This is a genomic window from Proteus terrae subsp. cibarius, assembly GCF_011045835.1.
GTDB classification, from domain to species: domain Bacteria; phylum Pseudomonadota; class Gammaproteobacteria; order Enterobacterales; family Enterobacteriaceae; genus Proteus; species Proteus cibarius.
On sequence record NZ_CP047349.1, the window covers coordinates 498,763 to 517,811 of the forward strand.

The 19,049-nt window shown below is 40.6% G+C and carries 20 protein-coding genes; 10 read left to right on the forward strand and 10 right to left on the reverse strand.

Annotated features, from left to right (window positions below; genetic code table 11):
* Positions 1-22 precede the first annotated feature (22 nt).
* The 9 genes from mreC (at position 23) to GTH25_RS02445 (ending at position 10,688) form a co-directional block, all read left to right on the forward strand.
* Positions 23-1,075: a rod shape-determining protein MreC gene (mreC, locus tag GTH25_RS02405; RefSeq protein WP_075671483.1), complete on the forward strand. Its 1,053-nt coding sequence runs from the start codon at positions 23-25 to the stop codon at positions 1,073-1,075.
* Between the two features lie 5 nt (positions 1,076-1,080).
* On the forward strand, positions 1,081-1,569 hold the full coding sequence (mreD, locus tag GTH25_RS02410; protein ID WP_075671481.1) for a rod shape-determining protein MreD: 489 nt from the start codon (positions 1,081-1,083) through the stop codon (positions 1,567-1,569).
* Between the two features lie 52 nt (positions 1,570-1,621).
* Positions 1,622-2,209, forward strand: coding sequence for a Maf family protein (locus tag GTH25_RS02415; protein WP_075671479.1), 588 nt, complete (start codon positions 1,622-1,624; stop codon positions 2,207-2,209).
* On the forward strand, positions 2,206-3,675 hold the full coding sequence (rng, locus tag GTH25_RS02420) for a ribonuclease G (protein ID WP_075671477.1): 1,470 nt from the start codon (positions 2,206-2,208) through the stop codon (positions 3,673-3,675). The genes GTH25_RS02415 and rng overlap by 4 nt, the downstream gene beginning before the upstream one ends.
* 45 nt (positions 3,676-3,720) lie before the next feature.
* Entirely contained in the window at positions 3,721-7,521 is a 3,801-nt protein-coding gene (gene yhdP, locus GTH25_RS02425; protein WP_164530307.1) for an AsmA2 domain-containing protein YhdP, read from the forward strand.
* Positions 7,518-8,378, forward strand: a complete 861-nt coding sequence (gene nit1, locus GTH25_RS02430; RefSeq protein WP_072063785.1) for a deaminated glutathione amidase — start codon at positions 7,518-7,520, stop codon at positions 8,376-8,378. Before yhdP ends, nit1 begins: the two co-directional genes overlap by 4 nt.
* A complete protein-coding gene (gene tldD, locus GTH25_RS02435; RefSeq protein ID WP_075671473.1) occupies positions 8,375-9,820 on the forward strand; it encodes a metalloprotease TldD in 1,446 nt (481 codons plus the stop codon). The genes nit1 and tldD overlap by 4 nt, the downstream gene beginning before the upstream one ends.
* A gap of 86 nt (positions 9,821-9,906) precedes the next feature.
* Positions 9,907-10,407 carry a ribonuclease domain-containing protein gene (locus tag GTH25_RS02440; protein ID WP_075671471.1) on the forward strand — a complete coding sequence of 167 codons (501 nt, stop codon included), beginning with the start codon at positions 9,907-9,909 and terminating at the stop codon, positions 10,405-10,407.
* Entirely contained in the window at positions 10,407-10,688 is a 282-nt protein-coding gene (locus tag GTH25_RS02445; RefSeq protein ID WP_075671469.1) for a barstar family protein, read from the forward strand. The genes GTH25_RS02440 and GTH25_RS02445 overlap by 1 nt, the downstream gene beginning before the upstream one ends.
* Positions 10,689-10,761: 73 nt before the next feature.
* Here GTH25_RS02445 and yjgA read toward each other — a convergent pair whose 3' ends face one another.
* A complete protein-coding gene (yjgA, locus tag GTH25_RS02450; protein WP_075671509.1) occupies positions 10,762-11,322 on the reverse strand; it encodes a ribosome biogenesis factor YjgA in 561 nt (186 codons plus the stop codon).
* A 186-nt stretch (positions 11,323-11,508) separates the two neighbouring features.
* Between yjgA and pmbA the strand changes: the two genes are divergently transcribed.
* Complete coding sequence (pmbA, locus tag GTH25_RS02455; protein ID WP_164530308.1) at positions 11,509-12,837, forward strand: metalloprotease PmbA; 1,329 nt, start codon at positions 11,509-11,511, stop codon at positions 12,835-12,837.
* A 117-nt stretch (positions 12,838-12,954) separates the two neighbouring features.
* Here pmbA and rnk read toward each other — a convergent pair whose 3' ends face one another.
* The 9 genes from rnk to lptC all read right to left on the reverse strand — a co-directional run bounded on the left by rnk (position 12,955) and on the right by lptC (position 19,034).
* Positions 12,955-13,365: a nucleoside diphosphate kinase regulator gene (gene rnk / locus GTH25_RS02460; RefSeq protein WP_075671465.1), complete on the reverse strand. Its 411-nt coding sequence runs from the start codon at positions 13,363-13,365 to the stop codon at positions 12,955-12,957.
* Between the two features lie 175 nt (positions 13,366-13,540).
* Positions 13,541-13,813 (reverse strand): PTS phosphocarrier protein NPr, encoded by a 273-nt coding sequence (gene npr / locus GTH25_RS02465; protein WP_006535359.1) that lies wholly within the window; start codon positions 13,811-13,813, stop codon positions 13,541-13,543.
* Positions 13,810-14,664 carry an RNase adapter RapZ gene (gene rapZ / locus GTH25_RS02470; RefSeq protein WP_064718868.1) on the reverse strand — a complete coding sequence of 285 codons (855 nt, stop codon included), beginning with the start codon at positions 14,662-14,664 and terminating at the stop codon, positions 13,810-13,812. Before rapZ ends, npr begins: the two co-directional genes overlap by 4 nt.
* A 79-nt stretch (positions 14,665-14,743) precedes the next feature.
* Complete coding sequence (gene ptsN, locus GTH25_RS02475; protein ID WP_099660013.1) at positions 14,744-15,211, reverse strand: PTS IIA-like nitrogen regulatory protein PtsN; 468 nt, start codon at positions 15,209-15,211, stop codon at positions 14,744-14,746.
* Positions 15,212-15,360: 149 nt separating this feature from the next.
* On the reverse strand, positions 15,361-15,648 hold the full coding sequence (gene hpf / locus GTH25_RS02480) for a ribosome hibernation promoting factor (RefSeq protein ID WP_036913954.1): 288 nt from the start codon (positions 15,646-15,648) through the stop codon (positions 15,361-15,363).
* 23 nt (positions 15,649-15,671) lie between these two features.
* The gene (gene rpoN / locus GTH25_RS02485) at positions 15,672-17,150 is read right to left on the reverse strand and encodes an RNA polymerase factor sigma-54 (protein WP_156733022.1); all 1,479 of its coding nucleotides are present in this window, start codon (positions 17,148-17,150) and stop codon (positions 15,672-15,674) included.
* 59 nt (positions 17,151-17,209) lie between these two features.
* Entirely contained in the window at positions 17,210-17,935 is a 726-nt protein-coding gene (lptB, locus tag GTH25_RS02490; RefSeq protein ID WP_006535352.1) for an LPS export ABC transporter ATP-binding protein, read from the reverse strand.
* Positions 17,936-17,941: 6 nt separating this feature from the next.
* Positions 17,942-18,475, reverse strand: a complete 534-nt coding sequence (gene lptA / locus GTH25_RS02495; protein ID WP_075671459.1) for a lipopolysaccharide ABC transporter substrate-binding protein LptA — start codon at positions 18,473-18,475, stop codon at positions 17,942-17,944.
* On the reverse strand, positions 18,456-19,034 hold the full coding sequence (lptC, locus tag GTH25_RS02500) for an LPS export ABC transporter periplasmic protein LptC (RefSeq protein ID WP_075671457.1): 579 nt from the start codon (positions 19,032-19,034) through the stop codon (positions 18,456-18,458). Before lptC ends, lptA begins: the two co-directional genes overlap by 20 nt.
* Positions 19,035-19,049 lie beyond the last annotated feature (15 nt).

Sequence of the window (19,049 nt, forward strand, 5' to 3'; positions counted from 1 at the left end):
CGTGTGAGTGATCTTAGAGTTTATGAAGCCAATTTTTAGTCGGGGCCCTTCCCTGCAACTAAGATTAATAATCGCCGTGGTTGTTGCTATCTCTTTATTGATTGCTGATAACCGTATTGGTGCATTTTCTAAAGTCCGCCAGTATCTTGATACTGCTGTTAGTCCCTTCTATTTTCTTGCAAATGGTCCACGCCGTTTCCTTGATCAAATTTCAGAAACATTTGCCACGCGTGAGCGTTTACAATTTGAGAATCAGGCGTTAAGAAAAGAGTTGTTAGTTCGCAGCGGAGAAAGTCAATTACTTGAACAATTTAAGCAAGAGAATGCTCGTTTACGAGAATTACTTGGTTCACCATTACGCCAAAATGAACAAATGACAGTGACGCAAGTGCTGTCTGGTAATAGCACGCCTTATCGAGATCAAGTGGTTATTGATAAAGGAACCAATGATGGCGTCTATGAAGGACAACCTGTTATTAGTGATAAAGGTGTTGTAGGACAAGTTATTGCCGTAAGTGAGCTTACGAGTCGTGTTCTATTAATATGTGACACTTCTCATGCATTACCAGTACAAGTTTTGCGTAACGATATTCGAGTTATAGCTTCTGGTGCGGGTTGTGCCGATGATTTATTGTTAGAAGCATTACCGGCCAATATTGATATTCGTGTAGGTGATGTTTTAGTGACATCAGGATTGGGCGGTCGCTTCCCAGAAGGGTATCCTGTTGGTGTGGTATCTTCCGTTAAAGTAGATAATCAGCGGGCTTATTCCGTAATTAATGTTCGTCCATCAGCAGAGCTACAGCGTTTACGCTATTTGCTTTTATTATGGAATGCATCAGATAAAACGGGGGAGCCCCCTCTGCCTTCAGAGGTTTATCACGCTGCCAATGAGCGTTTAATGCAACTGATGCCTCAAGTATTACCTAATTATGAACAAGCAGGACCACCGCTTCCTCGTTCTATGTCTCAAGAGCCATTAGACAATACGGCTGAAGGAACTAATGGAACCGCGACACCAGCAACAACGCCGGCTGCAACAAATACACCTGCTAATACTAATAGAAGTAGGTAGATACGATGAATCCATATCAAAGTCGTGGACGTTGGGTCGTTTGGCTCTCTTTTCTTGTCGCATTGGTTTTACAAATTATGCCGTGGCCAGAACAGTTAGCCGTGTATCGACCTATTTGGCCCATGTTATTTCTTATTTATTGGATAACAGCAATTCCTCATCGTATCAGTGTCGGAACTGCATTTGTCTTGGGTATGGTTATGGACTTAGTCCAAGGAACAACCTTGGGTGTTAATGCACTGGCCTATACTTTAGTGAGTTATGTCATCGCCTTTAAATATCAGCTTTTTTGTAATTTAGCGTTATGGCAACAAGCCTTAGTGGTGATGTTAAGCGTTGTTGTTGTTGATCTTGCTGTATTTTGGGCGGAATTTTTACTTTCACCAGTGACTTTTCACCCTCAAGTATTCTGGAATAGCCCAGTCAGTGGTATTCTTTGGCCATGGCTTTATTTTTTGCTTCGCAAAATCCGTCACCAGTTTTTAGTTCACTAAGTTATTGGATCATGGCGGTCACTTTTGCGTTACCGTCATGAGGACATTATTTGTGACCACGCTTTACCTTGCTTCCAGCTCGCCAAGAAGACGTGAACTTCTCGCGTTATTAGATATTGAATTTAGTATTATTACGCCAGCAATTGATGAAATTTGGCAACAAGGTGAAAAGCCAGAAGAGTATGTTCTTCGTTTGGCAAAAGAAAAATCACAAGAAGGCGTAAGACAAGCACCTCATAATTATCCCGTTTTGGGCTCTGATACTATTGTGGTTCATGATGGTCACATTCTTGAAAAACCTCGTGATGAAACCCATGCCGCACAAATCCTACGTTCACTTTCAGGCGCAACACATCAAGTGATGACAGCAATTGCTATCTCTAATAGAACACGCACATTGAGTCAATTAGTCGTCACACACGTCACTTTTAGAGAGATGACAGAGAGTGAGATTAGCGCGTATATTGAGTCAGGAGAGCCAATGGATAAAGCTGGCGCTTACGGTATTCAAGGAAAAGGAGGCCGTTTTGTTCAACGGATTGAGGGGAGTTATCATGCTGTTGTCGGATTGCCTCTTGTTGAAACCGAAGCGTTGATAGCTCAATTTTCGTCTCTAGCTAATGAGAAGGAGATTTCATGACAGCTGAATTATTAGTGAATGTGACGCCATCTGAAACTCGTGTTGCCTATATTCGTGGAGGCATACTTCAAGAAATTCATGTCGAAAGAGAAGCCAAACGAGGTATCGTCGGAAACATCTACAAAGGTCGGGTAAGTCGCGTATTACCCGGGATGCAAGCTGCATTTATTGACATCGGGCTGGATAAAGCCGCTTTTCTACATGCTTCTGATATTATGCCTCACACTGAATGCATTGCGGGTGAAGAGCAGAAGAAATTTAATGTTCGTGATATTGCACAACTGGTGCATCAAGGGCAAGACTTGATTGTACAAGTGGTTAAAGATCCTTTAGGAACCAAGGGCGCTCGCCTTACCACTGATATTACATTACCTTCTCGTTATTTAGTCTTTATGCCTGGCGCATCTCATGTGGGCGTTTCTCAGCGAATTGATAGTGAAGAAGAGCGTGAGCGCTTAAAACAACTCGTTGAAGAGTATTGCGATGAAAATGGCGGTTTTATTATTCGTACAGCGGCTGAAGGTGTTGGCGAGCATGAAATTAAGCAAGATGCCGCTTTTCTTAAACGCTTATGGAATAAAATTATTGAGCGTAAGAAAAGAAATAAAACCCGCATTCAAATTTATGGCGAACTGGCTTTAGCACAGCGTATTTTACGTGATTTTGCTGGATCTGAATTAGATAGCATACGAGTTGATTCTAAATTAACTTACAATCAACTACAGGAATTTATTGGTGAATATATTCCTGAATTAACCGCTAAACTTGAATTACACCAAGGTAATCAGCCTATTTTTGATCTTTATGGTGTAGAAAATGAAATTCAACGGGCTTTAGAGCGCAAAGTTGAATTGAAATCAGGCGGTTATCTAATTATCGATCAAACTGAAGCAATGACCACTATTGATATCAATACAGGGGCATTTGTTGGTCATAGAAATTTAGAAGAAACGATTTTTAATACTAATATTGAAGCAAGCCAAGCCATTGCTCGTCAATTACGGTTACGTAATTTAGGCGGTATTATCATTATTGACTTTATTGATATGAATAATGATGAGCATAAACGCAGAGTATTGGCATCACTTGAACAAGCTCTAAGTAAAGATAGAGTGAAAACAACGATTAATGGCTTCTCTCAACTTGGCTTAGTCGAAATGACACGTAAAAGAACTCGAGAAAGCCTTGAACATGTTCTTTGTGATGACTGCCCAACTTGCCAAGGGCGAGGTACGGTAAAATCAGTTGAGACGGTTTGTTATGAGATTTTACGTGAAATAGTACGCGTGCATAAAACGATTGATGCAGATCGCTTCTTGGTTTATGCCTCTTCAGCAGTGGCAGACACCTTGAAAGGCGATGAGTCACATGCATTAGCAGAAGTTGAAATTTTTGTCGGTAAACAAGTGAAAGTGCAAACTGAGCTACTCTATAGTCAGGAGCAATTTGATGTGGTGATGATGTAATGGATTCGCCTTCCTAATGAATATGATGGCAGAAAGGAGACAAAAATGAAGCGGCTGCCTAAATACCTGTTAGTGATAACAGTTTTTTGCCTCATCGTTTTTGCCTTGGTATTAAGCGGATTTCGCTATTTTCTGCCTCGCTTAGATAGTTATCGCCCAGAAATAGAATCGTATCTTACAAAGCAACTCAATAGCCCTGTCTCCATGACAAAGATTATGGGGGAGTGGCAGAATTTTGGCCCTGATATTCAAGTAGAAGGGTTGAATATTACCAATAAAGATGTGAACGTTACGGCAGAAAAAGTGACTTTTTCTTTTGACGTTTGGCGTTCATTATTCGCTTTTCGCCTTCATTTTCGTGAACTGACCTTTGAACAATTATATGTTAATTACCATAGCCCTATTTTTACTGGGCAAAGTGGGGATATAACGTTAACTGAACCTGATGATATTTCTTCCATTTTTCTTGAACAGTTTGATCGCTTTAAACTGATTGAAAGCCGTTTTGTTTTTTTAACCCCTTCAGGAGATACCAGTACATTACATGTGCCCGAATTGATGTGGTTAAATCAAAAAAATCGTCATCGTGCTCAAGGTGAAGTCACTCTTGATACACCGGTTAATCATTATGGCGGATTAAAGGTGCGCCTTGATCTCTATACCACAGAGAACGGTTTAATCGATAACGGCAAAGTATTTCTTACTGCAGATGATATTGATATCTCACCTTGGCTTAGTCAGTGGGTAAAAAATAATAGCGGAGTAGGTGAAGCCAAAGCGAGTTTATCTAACTGGATTGAAATTACTCAAGGGCGTATTACCGGAAGTCAATTGCAAATTCATCAAGGTGAGATGGATTGGAGTAATGATGGAACCTCACATGCATTAAAAGTTGAAGACTTAATATTGCGGATGAGAAGGCAAGAGAATGGTTGGCTTGCAGATATTCCTTATACTCGAAAAATTACCATGGATGGTGAAGAGTGGCCTGATGGTTATTTAGCGGTTCTTTATCAACCAAAAGAAAAACAACATGATGAAGCATGGCGTATTCGTGCCAAAAATATTGAGTTAGATAGGCTATATGCTGTATTGCCATTATTCTCTTTTTTAACACCTGATTTTGTTCGTCAATGGCAGTATCGCCAATTTTCTGGGATGGTTAATGATTTTGCATTAGATCTTACGCCTGAGCATTTTGAGCAAAGCGCGATTAATCTCTCATGGGAAAATGTGGGTTGGAAGCGTTGGCAAGAGATCCCTTCTATACAACATTTCAGCGGGCAATTAAAAGGCAATATGCAACGCGGTGAACTTAATTTCGCGCTAGCAAACAGTGAAATAGATACTGGCGAATTGTTTAAAGCACCGCTGAATATTGAGAAAGGGAAAGGCACAGTTTACTGGACTCATTCTGGAGATGACTTATCTCTTTGGAGTGAAGGGTTAGATGTTCAAGCTACATCAGCATGGGTTACGGGTGATTTTCGTTACGAGAAACAAGGTGAAGATCAGCGTCTTTCTATACTCTCAGGTGTAAGAGTTACAAATGCAGGAGATGCATGGCGTTATCTGCCAGAGAAATATGTTGGTAAAGAGCTGACACAATACCTCTCAGAGGCGATTATTGCGGGTAATATCGATAATGGAACCTTTATTTTCCATGGCGATCCCGCCGATTTTCCTTTTGATAATCACAAAGGCTGGTTCCAAGTTTATGCTCCTGTTAAACACGCCACCTTTAAATTTGATAGCGAATGGCCTGCATTATTCGATCTAGATATTAATTTAGATTTTAAAAATGATGGATTATGGATGTCTTCTGCACAAGCGAAAGTGGGTAAAGCCACTGCCACAAATTTAAGTGCAGTGATTGAGAGCTATCGACAAGAGAAGATCTTAATTAATGCGGATATTGAAGCCACAGGCGACGAGTTGAAAGAGTATTTCTTAGATTCTCAAATGGCGAGTATAGGTCATACACTTGAAGAGCTTAAAGTCGCTGGGAAAATCAATGGTACATTGAAATTAGATATTCCCTTTGGTGGTGAAGATGTGGTGGCTTCGGGTGATATTAATTTAAAAAACAATGATGTCACATTGAATTTTATGGATACCACCTTACAGGGCGTCAGTGGACAATTTCGTTATCACAATGACAAACTTGAGAGTGATACATTAACAGCTAATTGGTTTGGGCAGCCTCTCGCTTTCTCATTTACAAGTCACAATGATACGGATAATTATCAGGTCGATGTAGGCTTGAAAGGTCAATGGGATATTCAAAAAATTCAAGGTTTACCAAGCGATATTCAACAGAAATTGAGTGGCATACTCCCTTGGAGCGGCAACGTTAATGTTAAGATCCCCGAAAAAGGTGATGTCGATTATCAAGTCGATTTAACTGGAAATATAAATGCATTAAATAGCAAATTAACCGCACCTGAAACGCAAGATTTAAAAACTTCACCACCTATTGTTATTTCTGCAAAAGGTAACAGTGAAACCTTAAGCGTGAATGCTAGTGCTGAGAAACTGTGGAAACTTAATAGCCAATGGGCTTTAGGAAAACAGTTACGGTTATTACAAGGTAATCTTGTTTCTTCTTCTATTAAATTACCAGAATTGGGTTCACAACAACGCTTAACTATTGCCCTTAAAGGATTAGAGGGGGATAAATGGTTGCCAACATTAATGGCTTTTTCGTCTTTAACGCCATCTGAAAATGAAGTCACTTTTCCTGATAATGTGCACATTAGTTTGCCTGATTTAAATTTTGCAGGGCAAAAATGGCGTGATCCGCAAACTGAAATTATGCGCGTTAGTGACGGTGTGAAATTTGCATTTTCAGGAAATGAATTACGAGGCGATGTGTTTATTCCTGAAACATCAACACCTTGGCAAGTGAATATTAATTATCTCTATTTTAATGGTGTCTCCTCTGACCAAGAAGAAAAAACGTTAAAAATGGCGAGCGCTTCTGATCCTAATGCTTTGAAATTTTCAGTAAAAAATATCCCTTCTATTGATTTTGAATGTCGAGAATGTTGGGTGAACGGTCTGCTTTTAGGGAAAATTCAAGGTTCATTAAAGCAAAGTAATGGCACATTGCTTTTAACTGACGGTAAATTAAAAAATAGCAGTGGTGAGCTACATGTTAATGGCGAATGGTCTGATGATATCGCAGGAAACAACATCACAAAGCTACAAGGCAAGCTAAAAGCAGATGAAATTGATGAAATGGCAGCTTACTTTGGCTATATCGTTCCTATTTTGCAATCTCCTCTTTCTGCTGATTTTTCATTACAATGGCATAATACGCCATGGAATTTTGATCTTGCGACCTTAAATGGTGATATCAAATCTACTTTAGGGAAAGGGCGGATAGAAAAAGTGAATGTCGGACAAGCCGGTAAGTTACTTCGCCTTGTGAGTTTCGATGCACTTTTACGTAAATTACAGTTTGATTTTAGAGATACTTTCAGTGAGCATTTTGAATATGATTCGATTAAGAGTGAAATTACGATTAATCAAGGTATTATGAATGCTGATAGTGTCCGAGTTGATGGTGTTATTGCCGATATTGCAATCAGTGGGAAAGTTGATTTACTTGAACGTAAAATGGACCTACAAGTTGTGGTAACGCCAGAGATTTCAGCAACAGTCGGTGTTGCTACTGCATTCGCTATAAACCCAATTGCAGGCGCCGCAGTGTTTGCGGCATCAAAGGTTCTGGGGCCACTTTGGAGTAAGATTTCTGTTATCCGTTATCATGTGACCGGAACTATGGAACAACCCAAAATTGACGAAGTACTGCGTCAGCTTAAGGAGAATCAGGCGTTATGAAAAAAGTTAATGTCGCACTTTTGCAACTTTGTAGCGGTAAAAACACAAAAAATAATCTAGCGCAAATTGAGCAACAGATTAAACAATTACCCGATTCAGTGAAGCTTGTATTAACACCTGAAAATGCGTTACTTTTTTCAAACTCTAAAGATTACCATAAACACGCTGAAATTCAGGGCGATGGGCCTTTACAAAATGCTATCGCTAAAATGGCTCAGCGTTACAAAGTATGGATCTTAGTCGGTTCTATGCCATTGATTAGTCGAGACTCTCCAGACCAAATTACCAGCAGTAGCTTGGTGTTTGATGATGAAGGAGTTATCCGCGCTCGTTATGACAAAATCCATATGTTTGATGTCAGTATTGATGATGAGCAAGGCGAATATAATGAGTCTTCTATTTATCAACGTGGTGAACGTTTAACCGTCGTTGATACTCCCGTTGGGAAATTAGGTTTAACGATCTGTTATGACTTACGCTTCCCAGGTATTTTCCAAGCATTAAGAGAAAAAGGTGCCGAGATAATCTCTGTGCCAGCGGCTTTTACCCGTTTAACAGGAAAAGCACACTGGGAACCTTTATTACGTGCTCGTGCCATTGAGAATCAGTGTATTATATTAGCGCCAGCACAAGTGGGTACACATGATACGCGCCGGACTTGGGGTCATACTATGGCGATTGATGGCTGGGGTAAAGTCTTGAAAAAGAACCCTGATGCTGTCAGTGCGCTAACGCTGAATGTTGGCGTCGATAGTTTACACGGTATGCGTGAACAGATCCGAGTTGTAAAACATAACCGTTTTCGCCCGAAACTGACCCACTTAATCAAAAAAGTTAAGGATAAAGAAGAATTATGAGTTTAGCTGTTGTCAGCGAAAGTCTGTTGGAAGCAAACAAACTTAGTTTAGATGATTTAGCATCAACACTAGAGCAGCTTGCACAGCGTCAAATTGATTATGGTGATCTTTATTTTCAGTCAAGTTATCACGAGGCTTGGATCCTCGACGATCAGATTATTAAAGATGGCTCTTACAATATTGATCAAGGTGTTGGCGTTAGAGCAATTTACGGTGAAAAAACCGGTTTTGCTTATGCTGACCAACTAACGCTTAACGCACTTAATCAAAGTGCTCATGCTGCACGAAGTATTGTTCAGACTAAAGGTAATGGTCGTATCCATACTTTAGGTGCTATTCAACATTCTCCGCTATACAGCTTAAATGATCCTCTGCAAAGTCTTTCTCGCGAAGAGAAAATTGCATTATTGCATGAGGTAGATAAAGCCGCTCGTGCTGAAGATAAACGTGTTAAACAAGTTAACGCGTCATTAACTGGTGTTTATGAGCATGTGCTGGTTGCAGCAACTGATGGTACGTTAGCCGCTGATGTGCGTCCTTTAGTTCGTCTTTCTGTCAGTGTGCTGGTGGAAGAAGATGGCAAGCGTGAGCGTGGCGCAAGTGGTGGCGGTGGTCGCTTTGGTTATGACTATTTCTTAACTAAAGTGTATGGTGAAAGCCATGCAGTCACTTATGCTCGTGAAGCTGTACGTATGGCATTAGTGAATTTATCAGCGATTGCAGCACCAGCGGGAACAATGCCTGTGGTATTAGGTGCAGGATGGCCGGGGGTATTATTGCATGAAGCTGTGGGTCATGGTTTAGAAGGTGATTTCAACCGTCGTGAAACCTCCGTATTTTCTGGTCGCCTTGGTGAGAAAGTTACTTCTGAGCTTTGTACGATTGTTGATGATGGCACTCTTGAAGGTCGTCGAGGCTCTGTTGCTATCGACGATGAAGGTGTTCCGGGTCAATATAATGTCTTAATCGAAAACGGCATCTTAAAAGGCTATATGCAAGATAAGATGAATGCACGTTTAATGGGTGTTGCACCGACAGGAAATGGTCGTCGTGAGTCTTATGCGCATCTTCCTATGCCTCGTATGACAAACACCTATATGTTAGCAGGCAAATCCTCACCTGAAGAAATTATTGCCAGCGTTGATCGCGGTATTTATGCACCAAACTTTGGTGGCGGTCAGGTTGATATTACATCGGGTAAATTTGTTTTCTCAACTTCAGAAGCTTATTTAATCGAGAATGGAAAAATAACAAAACCAATTAAAGGGGCAACTCTGATTGGTTCAGGTATTGAAGCTATGCAACAGGTCTCTATGGTGGGTAATGATCTCGCTTTAGATAAAGGAGTGGGCGTTTGTGGTAAAGAAGGACAAAGCCTCCCTGTTGGTGTGGGTCAACCTACGTTGAAGCTTGATAAGATCACTGTAGGCGGTACTGCTTAATCTTTGTTATAGTTATTTATACGTATTAATAAAACTCCATCTTTTGATGGAGTTTTTTATCCTAGCGACAGTGAAGGTGCTAATTTATGGGTAAACGTTTATTACCAGTTATTATTGTTATTGCTGTTTTATTTGGTGTTCTCTACAAAGGTTTGCTTCCTGAAGCGAAAATATCATCCTCTTCATCGCCAGTCTCTGTTCCAACATCATCAAGTAATAGCAGCAATAAACCAGCACAAATTCCTCTTTCTATTGATGAAAAAACACAAGCCAATGCAGTGGCTAACTATTTACAACGTCACCAACAGCTACCGAGTTTTTATCTCACTAAAAAACAGGCAAGAGAACAAGGCTGGAATGCGAAAGAAGGTAACTTATGTGAAGTTTTGCCGGGAAGAGCAATTGGTGGCGATCGTTTTATGAACCGTGAAAAACAGCTACCAGAAGAAGCAGGACGGCAGTGGTATGAAGCGGATGTAAATTATCACTGTGGTCATCGTGGTAGCGACAGATTGCTCTATTCGAATGATGGGTTGATTTATGTCACCACCGATCATTACCGCACAATGACAAAGGTTGCTCCTTAATGAAACAGGTTATCTTCGATTTTAAGATGCTAGTAGATAGAGATGCTTTTTATCAGGATTTTGCACTGCAATTTCAGTTAGATGATAATTTTGGCGATAACCTAGATGCATTATGGGATGCATTAGTGGGAGGAATAGAATTACCTGTCAGTATTGTTTTCAAGCATCTACCTCATCATTCCCGTGATTTTCAGCCTTTAGTAGAAGTGATGCAAGAAGCACAAAATGAGCTTGGTAAAGACGTATTGAGCTTTCATTGTGAGCATAAAGCGCAAAAGTAATTAAGCGTAGAAGGCACGCCCTGAAAATCGCAGTGATACTGAATTTACACTGCGTTTTCAGGATGATCAGGTTTTATGCTGATTCTGATAAATCTTTTAGATATTGGAATAGTAAGCGGAATGATTTTGGTGGTTTATTCGCTTCTTTTTCTTTTTTTACATTACGGATAAGTGTGCGTAATTGTTGGCGATCGGCCATTGGATAAAGTGCCACGACTTCTTCAATCACTTCATTACCACCTTCGATAAGGCGAATTCGCAGATCTTCTAGTTTATGTAACACTAAGATCTGTTGGTTGTGGCGGTTTTTTAGTTTATCGAGTGCTTGGCGGATCGGATCTTCGTCCACATTGCGCAGTAGTTTTCCAATATATTGAATTTGGCGACGGCGTGCTTCACGCTGTACTTTTTGTGCTAATTGAATAGAGGCTAATAATTTCTCATCTAATGGCACACGCTCTAATTCTTGCGCACTTAATTCAACTAATTCAGTACCCAGTTTTTTGAGTGCTTCAGCATCACGTTTAATTTCACTTTTGCTGACCCAGATAATTTCTTCCTCTTCTTCCTCTTCTGACGATGTATCGTCAAATTCAGGATTGAGGTAATGCCACTCTTCAGGCTGCTTTGCCATAATAAAAATTCCTGTTGCAGAGTAAGCCGGGAGTGTGATTTGGTGAATGACCAAAAGCCCGACGGGTGATAACATTCATATATCTTCTATTGTAACTGGGAAAATCGCTTGTTGACCACCTGTCAATTGATTTACTTTGCGAAAAATAAGTAAAAAGTGGTGTTCTCCTTAGGAAAATGGTTCTCAATGAATAATTCAGATCAGGTAAAACAGCTTGAAGACGCCGTCTCACTCGCATTAGAGCTGGCTGCAAAACAGTGTGATAGTGCCGAAGTCGCTATTAATAAATCGACGGGTATTAGTGTGAGTACGCGTTACGGTGAAGTTGAAAATGTTGAATTTAACAGTGATGGTGCTTTAGGCATTACGGTTTACCAACAACAACGTAAAGGTAGTGCATCTTCAACAGATTTAAGTCCTGATGCAATTAAGCAAGCTGTACAGGCCGCTGTGGATATTGCACGCTACACTTCCGTTGACCCATATGCAGGACCTGCTGATCAAGATCTATTAGCCTTTGATGCGCCTTTCCTTGATCTTTACCATCCTACCGAGATAACGGCAGATAAAGCGATTGAATTAGCATCAAGAGCAGAAAAAGCTGCTTTAGATAGCGATAGTCGTATTATTAATACCGAAGGGGGGAGCTTTAATAGTCATAGTGGAACCCGTGTATTTGGTAATAGCCTTGGCTTATTAAAAAGCTATTCATCTTCACGTTATTCTATGTCGAGCTGTGTTATTGCTCGTGATGGTGAAGATATGGAACGCGATTATGCCTACACCATTAGCCGTCGTTTTGATGATCTAGAATCACCTGAGTGGGTAGGTCAAGAGTGTGCTCGCCGTACTTTATCTCGCCTTGCACCTCGTAAACTTCCAACCATGAAAGCCCCCGTTATTTTTGCTGCCGATGTTGCGACAGGTATTTTTGGTCATTTGGTTGCAGCAATTAGTGGTAGCATGATTTATCGTGAATCTTCTTGCTTACTCGATAGCTTAGGTAAGCAAATTTTCCCTCAATGGCTAAATATTCAAGAACGACCTCACTTAATAAGAGGTTTGGCATCAACACCGTTTGATAGTGAAGGTGTGCGCACAACCGATGCCGAAATTATTAAAGATGGCGTATTACAAGAGTGGCTATTAACTACTTATTCAGCGAGAAAATTGGGTTTAAAAAGTAATGGTCATGCTGGTGGGATCCATAACTGGTATATCCCAGGACAAGGTTTATCGTTTGATGCGTTGTTAAAAGAGATGGGAACAGGTCTTGTTGTCACTGAATTGATGGGACAAGGCGTCAGCACAGTAACGGGTGATTATTCTCGTGGCGCGAGTGGTTTTTGGGTTGAAAACGGTGAAATCCAATACCCTGTAAGCGAAGTGACTATTGCCGGTAATTTAAAAGATATGTGGGCAAATATTGCCACTATGGGTGATGATATCGAGATGCGTAGTAATGTTCAGTGTGGATCGCTGTTATTACCAGAAATGAGTATTGCTGGTGAGTGAATTTTAGACACTTATCGTAACCTTTAATCTCAGCCCGCAATGGGCTGAGATATCGCGTTTATCAGTGTGCTTTTCAATTTGATAAGATAAAAATAAGACGCGAACCTTCAGCTCTGCTTAACGGTGTAATTCACCCGCAGCTTCAGGTTGGTATAGAATTTCTAATACTTTAACCTTGGTTTCAAGGCCATTTGGTAGCTTCCAACTGATCTCATCATCAATCGCTAAACCTAGTAGCGCAGCACCCATTGGCGCCATAACGGAAAGTTCAGTAGTGCTATCTTTTAATGAAGCAGGATACACTAACGTACGAGTACGCTCTTCATTATTTTTTAAGTCCATAAAACGGACTTTGCTGTTCATTGTGACAATATTAGCAGGGATATCAGCTGGTGTAACAATGTCAGCACGATCTAACTCTTCATTCAATGCTTCAGCAATCGGGCTATCTGCAAATGCCGGTTGTTCAAGTAATGAATCTAAACGTTCTGCATCAAGTTCGTTGATGATAATTGTTGGCTTTGTCATACCACACTCCAATTTATTCCAATGCAAAACAACACCCCCACGGGTGAGGTGGGGGTGTTGTTAAACTCATATAAGAGATAATAGGCGGTTCTGTATAAAAAAGAAAGAGACAGTGATCACAGTCTCTTTCGGGTTATTTAGTTAAGAAATGCTAATCTATTGTTTTCTATTACGATTATTCTTCATCAAACCCCGATTCAAATAATGCGATAATAGCATCAATAGCTTCATTTTCATCACTACCAGTTACTTCTATATCAATTTGACTGCCTTGCTCTGAATCTAACATCAGCATAGCAATCACACTATCCGCTTGTGCTTCAACCCCTTCGTTGTTGCGTAAAATGACGGTTGATTGAAATGTTTTTACTAAATCAAACAACTTCATCGCAGGCCTTGCATGCATACCAAGTCGATTTTTAATCGCAACTTGTCGATATTGGGTCATTTGCGTTTTTCTAGTGTTCTGTGGCGTGATTGTACGTTTTTCCCTCTAGAACGGAAATAATCTGCGAGTTGCTCTGCAACATAAACAGAACGGTGTTTACCACCCGTACAACCAATCGCAACCGTCAAATAACTACGGTTATTGGTTTCTAACATCGGCAACCAAAGTTCAAGGTAGCTTCTAGTTTGATAAATAAAGTTATGAACTTCGGTGTGTCTATCTAAAAATGCCGCGACAGGGCGATCAAGACCTGTCATTGGACGCAGTTTAGGATCCCAATGTGGATTTGGTAAGAAACGCACATCAAAAACATAGTCTGCATCAATAGGAATACCATGCTTAAAGCCAAATGATTCAAAGACCATCGTCAGCTCACGTTCACGCTTACCTAATAAGCGAGTACGTAGCATTTCTGCGAGCTCATGAACTGACATCTCAGAAGTATCAATGATGAGATCAGCGCGTGATCGCAATGGCTCAAGTAGATCACTTTCGGTATCAATTGCCACTTCTAATGAAAGGTTCTTGGTCGAAAGAGGGTGAAGACGTCGAGTATCACTATAACGACGAATTAAGGTATTTCTATCTGCATCTAAAAATAAGAGTTGTGGAGAATATTCAGCGGGTAAACTTTCCAGCGCTTTTTCGAAGATCTCCGGCGATTCTGGCATATTTCGGACATCAATACTGACTGCGGCAGCAGAAGCATCACGTTCAGCCAGTGTTTTTGCGAGCTCAGGTAAAAGATCAACAGGTAAGTTATCAACACAATAAAATCCCATGTCTTCAAGCGCACGCAAAGCGACTGACTTACCTGAACCAGAGCGTCCGCTGACTATCATCAGCACCATGAGGTAGCTCCCCTATAATTTCCCAGTGATGAATATCATTCCACTGTATGCTATTCGCGTCCTACTAAACCCGTAGGGGTTATTCTGTGATAATCTGATAAAGCTCTTCATCACTTTGTGCGGAGCGTAGTCGGCGACATAAGTTTTTGTCTGCCAACTGTTTTGCAATCAAAGACAGTGTGTGTAAATGTTCCTTACATTGTGTCGCAGGAACGAGTAATGCGAACAACAAGTCGACAGGTTGATTATCAATAGCGTCGAAGGCAATAGGTTCGCTTAGGTGAAGAAACACACCAACTACTTTTTCTGTTTCATCACTTTCAATACGTCCATGAGGGATAGCTAACCCCCCCCCAATCCCTGTTGTACCGACTTTTTCACGCGTCAATAAAGCTTCAAATATCAGTGTTTCGGGTAAATTAAGTGCTTTTGCTGCACTTTCACTGATAATTTCTAACGCGCGCTTTTTACTCGTGCAATGTACATCATTATGCGTACATGCCAGAGAAAGTACGTCGCTAATATTCATCTTTGTATCGTTGTTCATTGTCTTATTCACTTAGACCAGCAAACCAGATGCCACAAAGTGACATCTGGTTTTTTGTTACTGATATTGATTAGGCGTTGGATTAAACCGAGTCATAAACAACGCAGTAACTTCGCCGATTGTATCCCCATTTTACAATGGGAAATGAATTAATGTTGTCTCAGTTTATCTTTGTGTTTGGTTAATTGACGAGCCAGCTTATCCATTAATCCATCAATTGCTGCGTACATATCTTCTGCTTCTGCAGAGGCATGCAACTCACCGCCATTAACTTGAATGGTCGCTTCCGCGATTTTATTAACTTTCTCGACTTTCAGGATCACCTGAACGTTATTAATTTTGTCAAAGAACTGAGGTAATTTCGCGCTTTTTGCTTTGACTGTATCACGCAGAGCATCGGTTAATTCAATATTATGACCAGTGATTTGAAGTTCCATAGTGTCTTCCTTCTCAATTATGCTCAAACCAACTCTTTGCGTTGATTTGAAGGCGGGATGGATAATGACTCTCTATACTTCGCAACAGTGCGTCGAGCAACTTGTATTCCAAGCTCTCCGAGCATATCAGCCAGTTTACTATCACTAAGTGGTTTCGCTGGGTTTTCTGCTGCGATTAGTTTCTTCACTAAAGCCCTGATTGCTGTTGAAGAGGCTTCGCCTCCGCTATCAGTATTCACATGGCTAGAGAAAAAATACTTCAATTCGAAAATTCCTCTTGGACAATGCAAAAATTTTTGCGTTGTCACTCGAGAAATGGTGGATTCGTGCATTTCAACCTGCTCAGCAATATCTGCTAACACAAGGGGTTTCATATGCTCTTCACCCAATTCGAAAAATGCTTGCTGTGTGTCAACAATGCAATGAGCGACTTTTAATAATGTCTCATTACGGCTTTCTAGACTTTTTATCAGCCATTTGGCTTCTTGTAAATTGTCACGAATAAATTTTCCATCGCTCTCATTTTGAGTCGATTGACCCAATGCCGCATAGGTCTCATTTATTCGTAGGCGAGGAATGCTATCTGTATTTAACTCAACTTGCCAGCGTTCACCTGATTTTTTTACCAGTATATCTGGAATAACATACTCTGACTCGCCTGTATCAATACTTAATCCGGGCTTAGGATCAAGAGACTGGATCATCTCAATAACAGATTTAAGTGTCTCTTCTCGTAACTTCGTTTGACGCATCAATTGGCGAAAATCACGGTTACCTAGCAACTCTAAATATTGGCTAATCACTAACTGCGTTTCTTTAAGATAAGGTGTTTCTGTTGAAAAAGCGGATAGCTGAATCAAAAGACACTCTTTTAAATCACGCGCAGCAACACCAATAGGATCAAAGCGTTGGATACGTTTTAATACAGCTTCGACTTCATCAAGCTCTAGCTCATCATCGCCCATTCCAGCAAGGATGTCATCTGTTGTGACAGTTAAATATCCTGTTTCATCAATAGCATCAATAATACTTATCGCAATTGCTCTGTCTGTTTCTGAAAATGGAGTGAGATCAGCCTGCCAGGTTAGATAATCTTGCAATGAAGTGGTTGTTTCGCCTTGATACAGTGGAAGTTCATCATCAGTATAGTCATTACTGGTGCCAGAAGGTGTGCCTGCGGTGTAGATTTCTTCCCATTGAGTATCTAAAGGGAGATCATCAGGCATCTCTTTTTGCTCTAAAGCATCCAGTGTATCGAACTCTTCAACTTCGTTTTCAGTTGTTGTTTTTGTGGAGTCTGACTGACTTTCTGTATGAGAGGTATCATCTGAAACGGGATCTTGTTGATCATCGTCTTGTTCTAGAAGTGGATTAGACTCAAGTGCTTGCTGAATTTCTTGTTGTAATTCAAGCGTCGAAAGTTGCAACAAACGAATAGCCTGTTGTAGCTGTGGCGTCATTGCCAGTTGCTGACTAAGACGAAGTTGCAGACTTTGTTTCATAATAATGCGATGAATCCTTTGCTGTAGTCATCCATGACAGAGTAAAAGTGAATCAAAGATTACAGGCGGAAGCCTTCACCTAAGTAAACACGTTTAACTTGCTCATTTTCAAGAATTTCTTCTGGTGAACCATGAGCAATAAGGTGACCTTGGCTGACGATATAAGCACGTTCACACACATCTAATGTTTCACGAACGTTATGGTCAGTAATCAGTACACCTAGTCCATAATCACGTAGATGCTGGATAATTTTTTTAATATCTAATACGGAAATAGGGTCAACACCTGCAAAAGGTTCATCTAATAAAATGAATTTAGGGTTTGCGGCCAATGCCCGTGCGATTTCAACACGACGGCGTTCACCCCCTGATAATGATTGCCCTAAGCTGTTACGTAAGTGGCTGACATTAAACTCTTCGAGCAGCTCTTCTGCACGGTCTTTTCGTTCTTCAGGCGTTAGATCATGGCGGATTTCTAAGATCCCCATAATGTTGTCATAAACGCTTAAGCGTCTAAAAATAGACGCTTCTTGAGGAAGATAGCCAATGCCTTTACGTGCTCGTTCATGTAACGGTAACAGCGTAATGTCTTCATCATCAATTGTAATACTACCTGCATCACGAGCTACAATGCCAACAACCATATAAAATGTGGTTGTTTTACCTGCACCATTGGGTCCAAGTAAGCCGACAATCTCACCTGAATTAACGTTTAGGCTCACATCACCGACAACGGTGCGCCCTTTGTATGCTTTTGCTAAATTTTCAGCTTTTAACAGCGCCATAAAGTGTTACTTACCTTTGTTGTTAACACCAGGGCCTTTCTCTTGCAACTGGGAAGGCAGTAAAACAGTAGTCACTTGTTTACCTTTACCGCTAAAAGCTTCCATTTGCTGAGTTGGGACGAGATAAGTGATCTTATCACCGGTGATATTACTGTCTAATTGTTCAAGATAGGCTTTACCCGTTAAGGTCATTAACTCTTTATCCATTTCATAGGTCATTTTCTCGCCACGACCTTTGATAGGTTTACCATCATCTTGTAACTGATAAAAAGTCACAGGGTTACCAAACGCTTCTATTACGATCCTTTTGGAGTCACCGCCTGGGCGTGTGACAACAACTTTATCAGCACGAATATCGATAGAACCTTGTTTGATCACAACATTTTGCGTAAAGGTTGTGACGTTTTTTTCTAGATCAAGCGACTGTTTCTCTGAGTTCACAACAATAGGTTGTTGTGTGTCATCTTTAAGCGCCATCGCAGGTACACTTATCGCTAAAAGTGTACCGATAATCAGTGTATTACGGATTTTTTGATTCATTAGGGATCTCATAATAGGTGTTTACCTTTTCAATCAGCTCTGCACGTTTCTCGCGCAGATTGCCTCGCATTTTTAAGCCGACTGATTTCAGTCCGACGCCGATAATAGTCACTTCATCATCAGAGGAAACATCCTGTGTATCCAAATTTGCAATAGCATTGTCTGTGCTTATTCTCTGTAGCTGAGAATCATCCGTTAAGCTATCAATTTGAACATCGCCATAAAGATAGAGCATTTTACTGTTTGTTAGCTTGGCTTTATTTGCGCGTACTGTCCATGTTGCATCCCCTGTCGGTGAATAGGTAGTTAAGACAGGGTTAGTAAACCATGTAAACTTTTGCTGAGCATAGTTTTTGACATCATCAGCAACAAGTTTATATCCGAGTATACCTGTTGGCTCGTAAACAAAAGATATCGATGATTTGGATTGATAGGTTGGCTGACCATCATCAACAATCTCACCATCACCGAATTCAGTGTTATTAGTATAGTTCCAGCCAATCAGCCCGAGGGCGATAATGGCAAGAATTAAGGTAAACCAGGATTTTAATTTATTCATTCTGTATCGTTATAC

Coding starts and splice junctions, on each gene's coding strand:
- tldD (WP_075671473.1), top strand. CDS start 8,375: ATGAGTTTAGCTGTTGTCAGCGAAAGTCTGTTGGAAGCAAACAAACTT.
- npr (WP_006535359.1), bottom strand. CDS start 13,813: ATGACCCAATATCGACAAGTTGCGATTAAAAATCGACTTGGTATGCAT.
- lptB (WP_006535352.1), bottom strand. CDS start 17,935: ATGGCGCTGTTAAAAGCTGAAAATTTAGCAAAAGCATACAAAGGGCGC.
- rng (WP_075671477.1), top strand. CDS start 2,206: ATGACAGCTGAATTATTAGTGAATGTGACGCCATCTGAAACTCGTGTT.
- mreC (WP_075671483.1), top strand. CDS start 23: ATGAAGCCAATTTTTAGTCGGGGCCCTTCCCTGCAACTAAGATTAATA.
- GTH25_RS02440 (WP_075671471.1), top strand. CDS start 9,907: ATGGGTAAACGTTTATTACCAGTTATTATTGTTATTGCTGTTTTATTT.
- ptsN (WP_099660013.1), bottom strand. CDS start 15,211: ATGAACAACGATACAAAGATGAATATTAGCGACGTACTTTCTCTGGCA.
- yhdP (WP_164530307.1), top strand. CDS start 3,721: ATGAAGCGGCTGCCTAAATACCTGTTAGTGATAACAGTTTTTTGCCTC.
- GTH25_RS02445 (WP_075671469.1), top strand. CDS start 10,407: ATGAAACAGGTTATCTTCGATTTTAAGATGCTAGTAGATAGAGATGCT.
- rpoN (WP_156733022.1), bottom strand. CDS start 17,150: ATGAAACAAAGTCTGCAACTTCGTCTTAGTCAGCAACTGGCAATGACG.
- rapZ (WP_064718868.1), bottom strand. CDS start 14,664: ATGGTGCTGATGATAGTCAGCGGACGCTCTGGTTCAGGTAAGTCAGTC.
- pmbA (WP_164530308.1), top strand. CDS start 11,509: ATGAATAATTCAGATCAGGTAAAACAGCTTGAAGACGCCGTCTCACTC.
- lptA (WP_075671459.1), bottom strand. CDS start 18,475: ATGAATCAAAAAATCCGTAATACACTGATTATCGGTACACTTTTAGCG.
- yjgA (WP_075671509.1), bottom strand. CDS start 11,322: ATGGCAAAGCAGCCTGAAGAGTGGCATTACCTCAATCCTGAATTTGAC.
- hpf (WP_036913954.1), bottom strand. CDS start 15,648: ATGGAACTTCAAATCACTGGTCATAATATTGAATTAACCGATGCTCTG.
- mreD (WP_075671481.1), top strand. CDS start 1,081: ATGAATCCATATCAAAGTCGTGGACGTTGGGTCGTTTGGCTCTCTTTT.
- rnk (WP_075671465.1), bottom strand. CDS start 13,365: ATGACAAAGCCAACAATTATCATCAACGAACTTGATGCAGAACGTTTA.
- lptC (WP_075671457.1), bottom strand. CDS start 19,034: ATGAATAAATTAAAATCCTGGTTTACCTTAATTCTTGCCATTATCGCC.
- nit1 (WP_072063785.1), top strand. CDS start 7,518: ATGAAAAAAGTTAATGTCGCACTTTTGCAACTTTGTAGCGGTAAAAAC.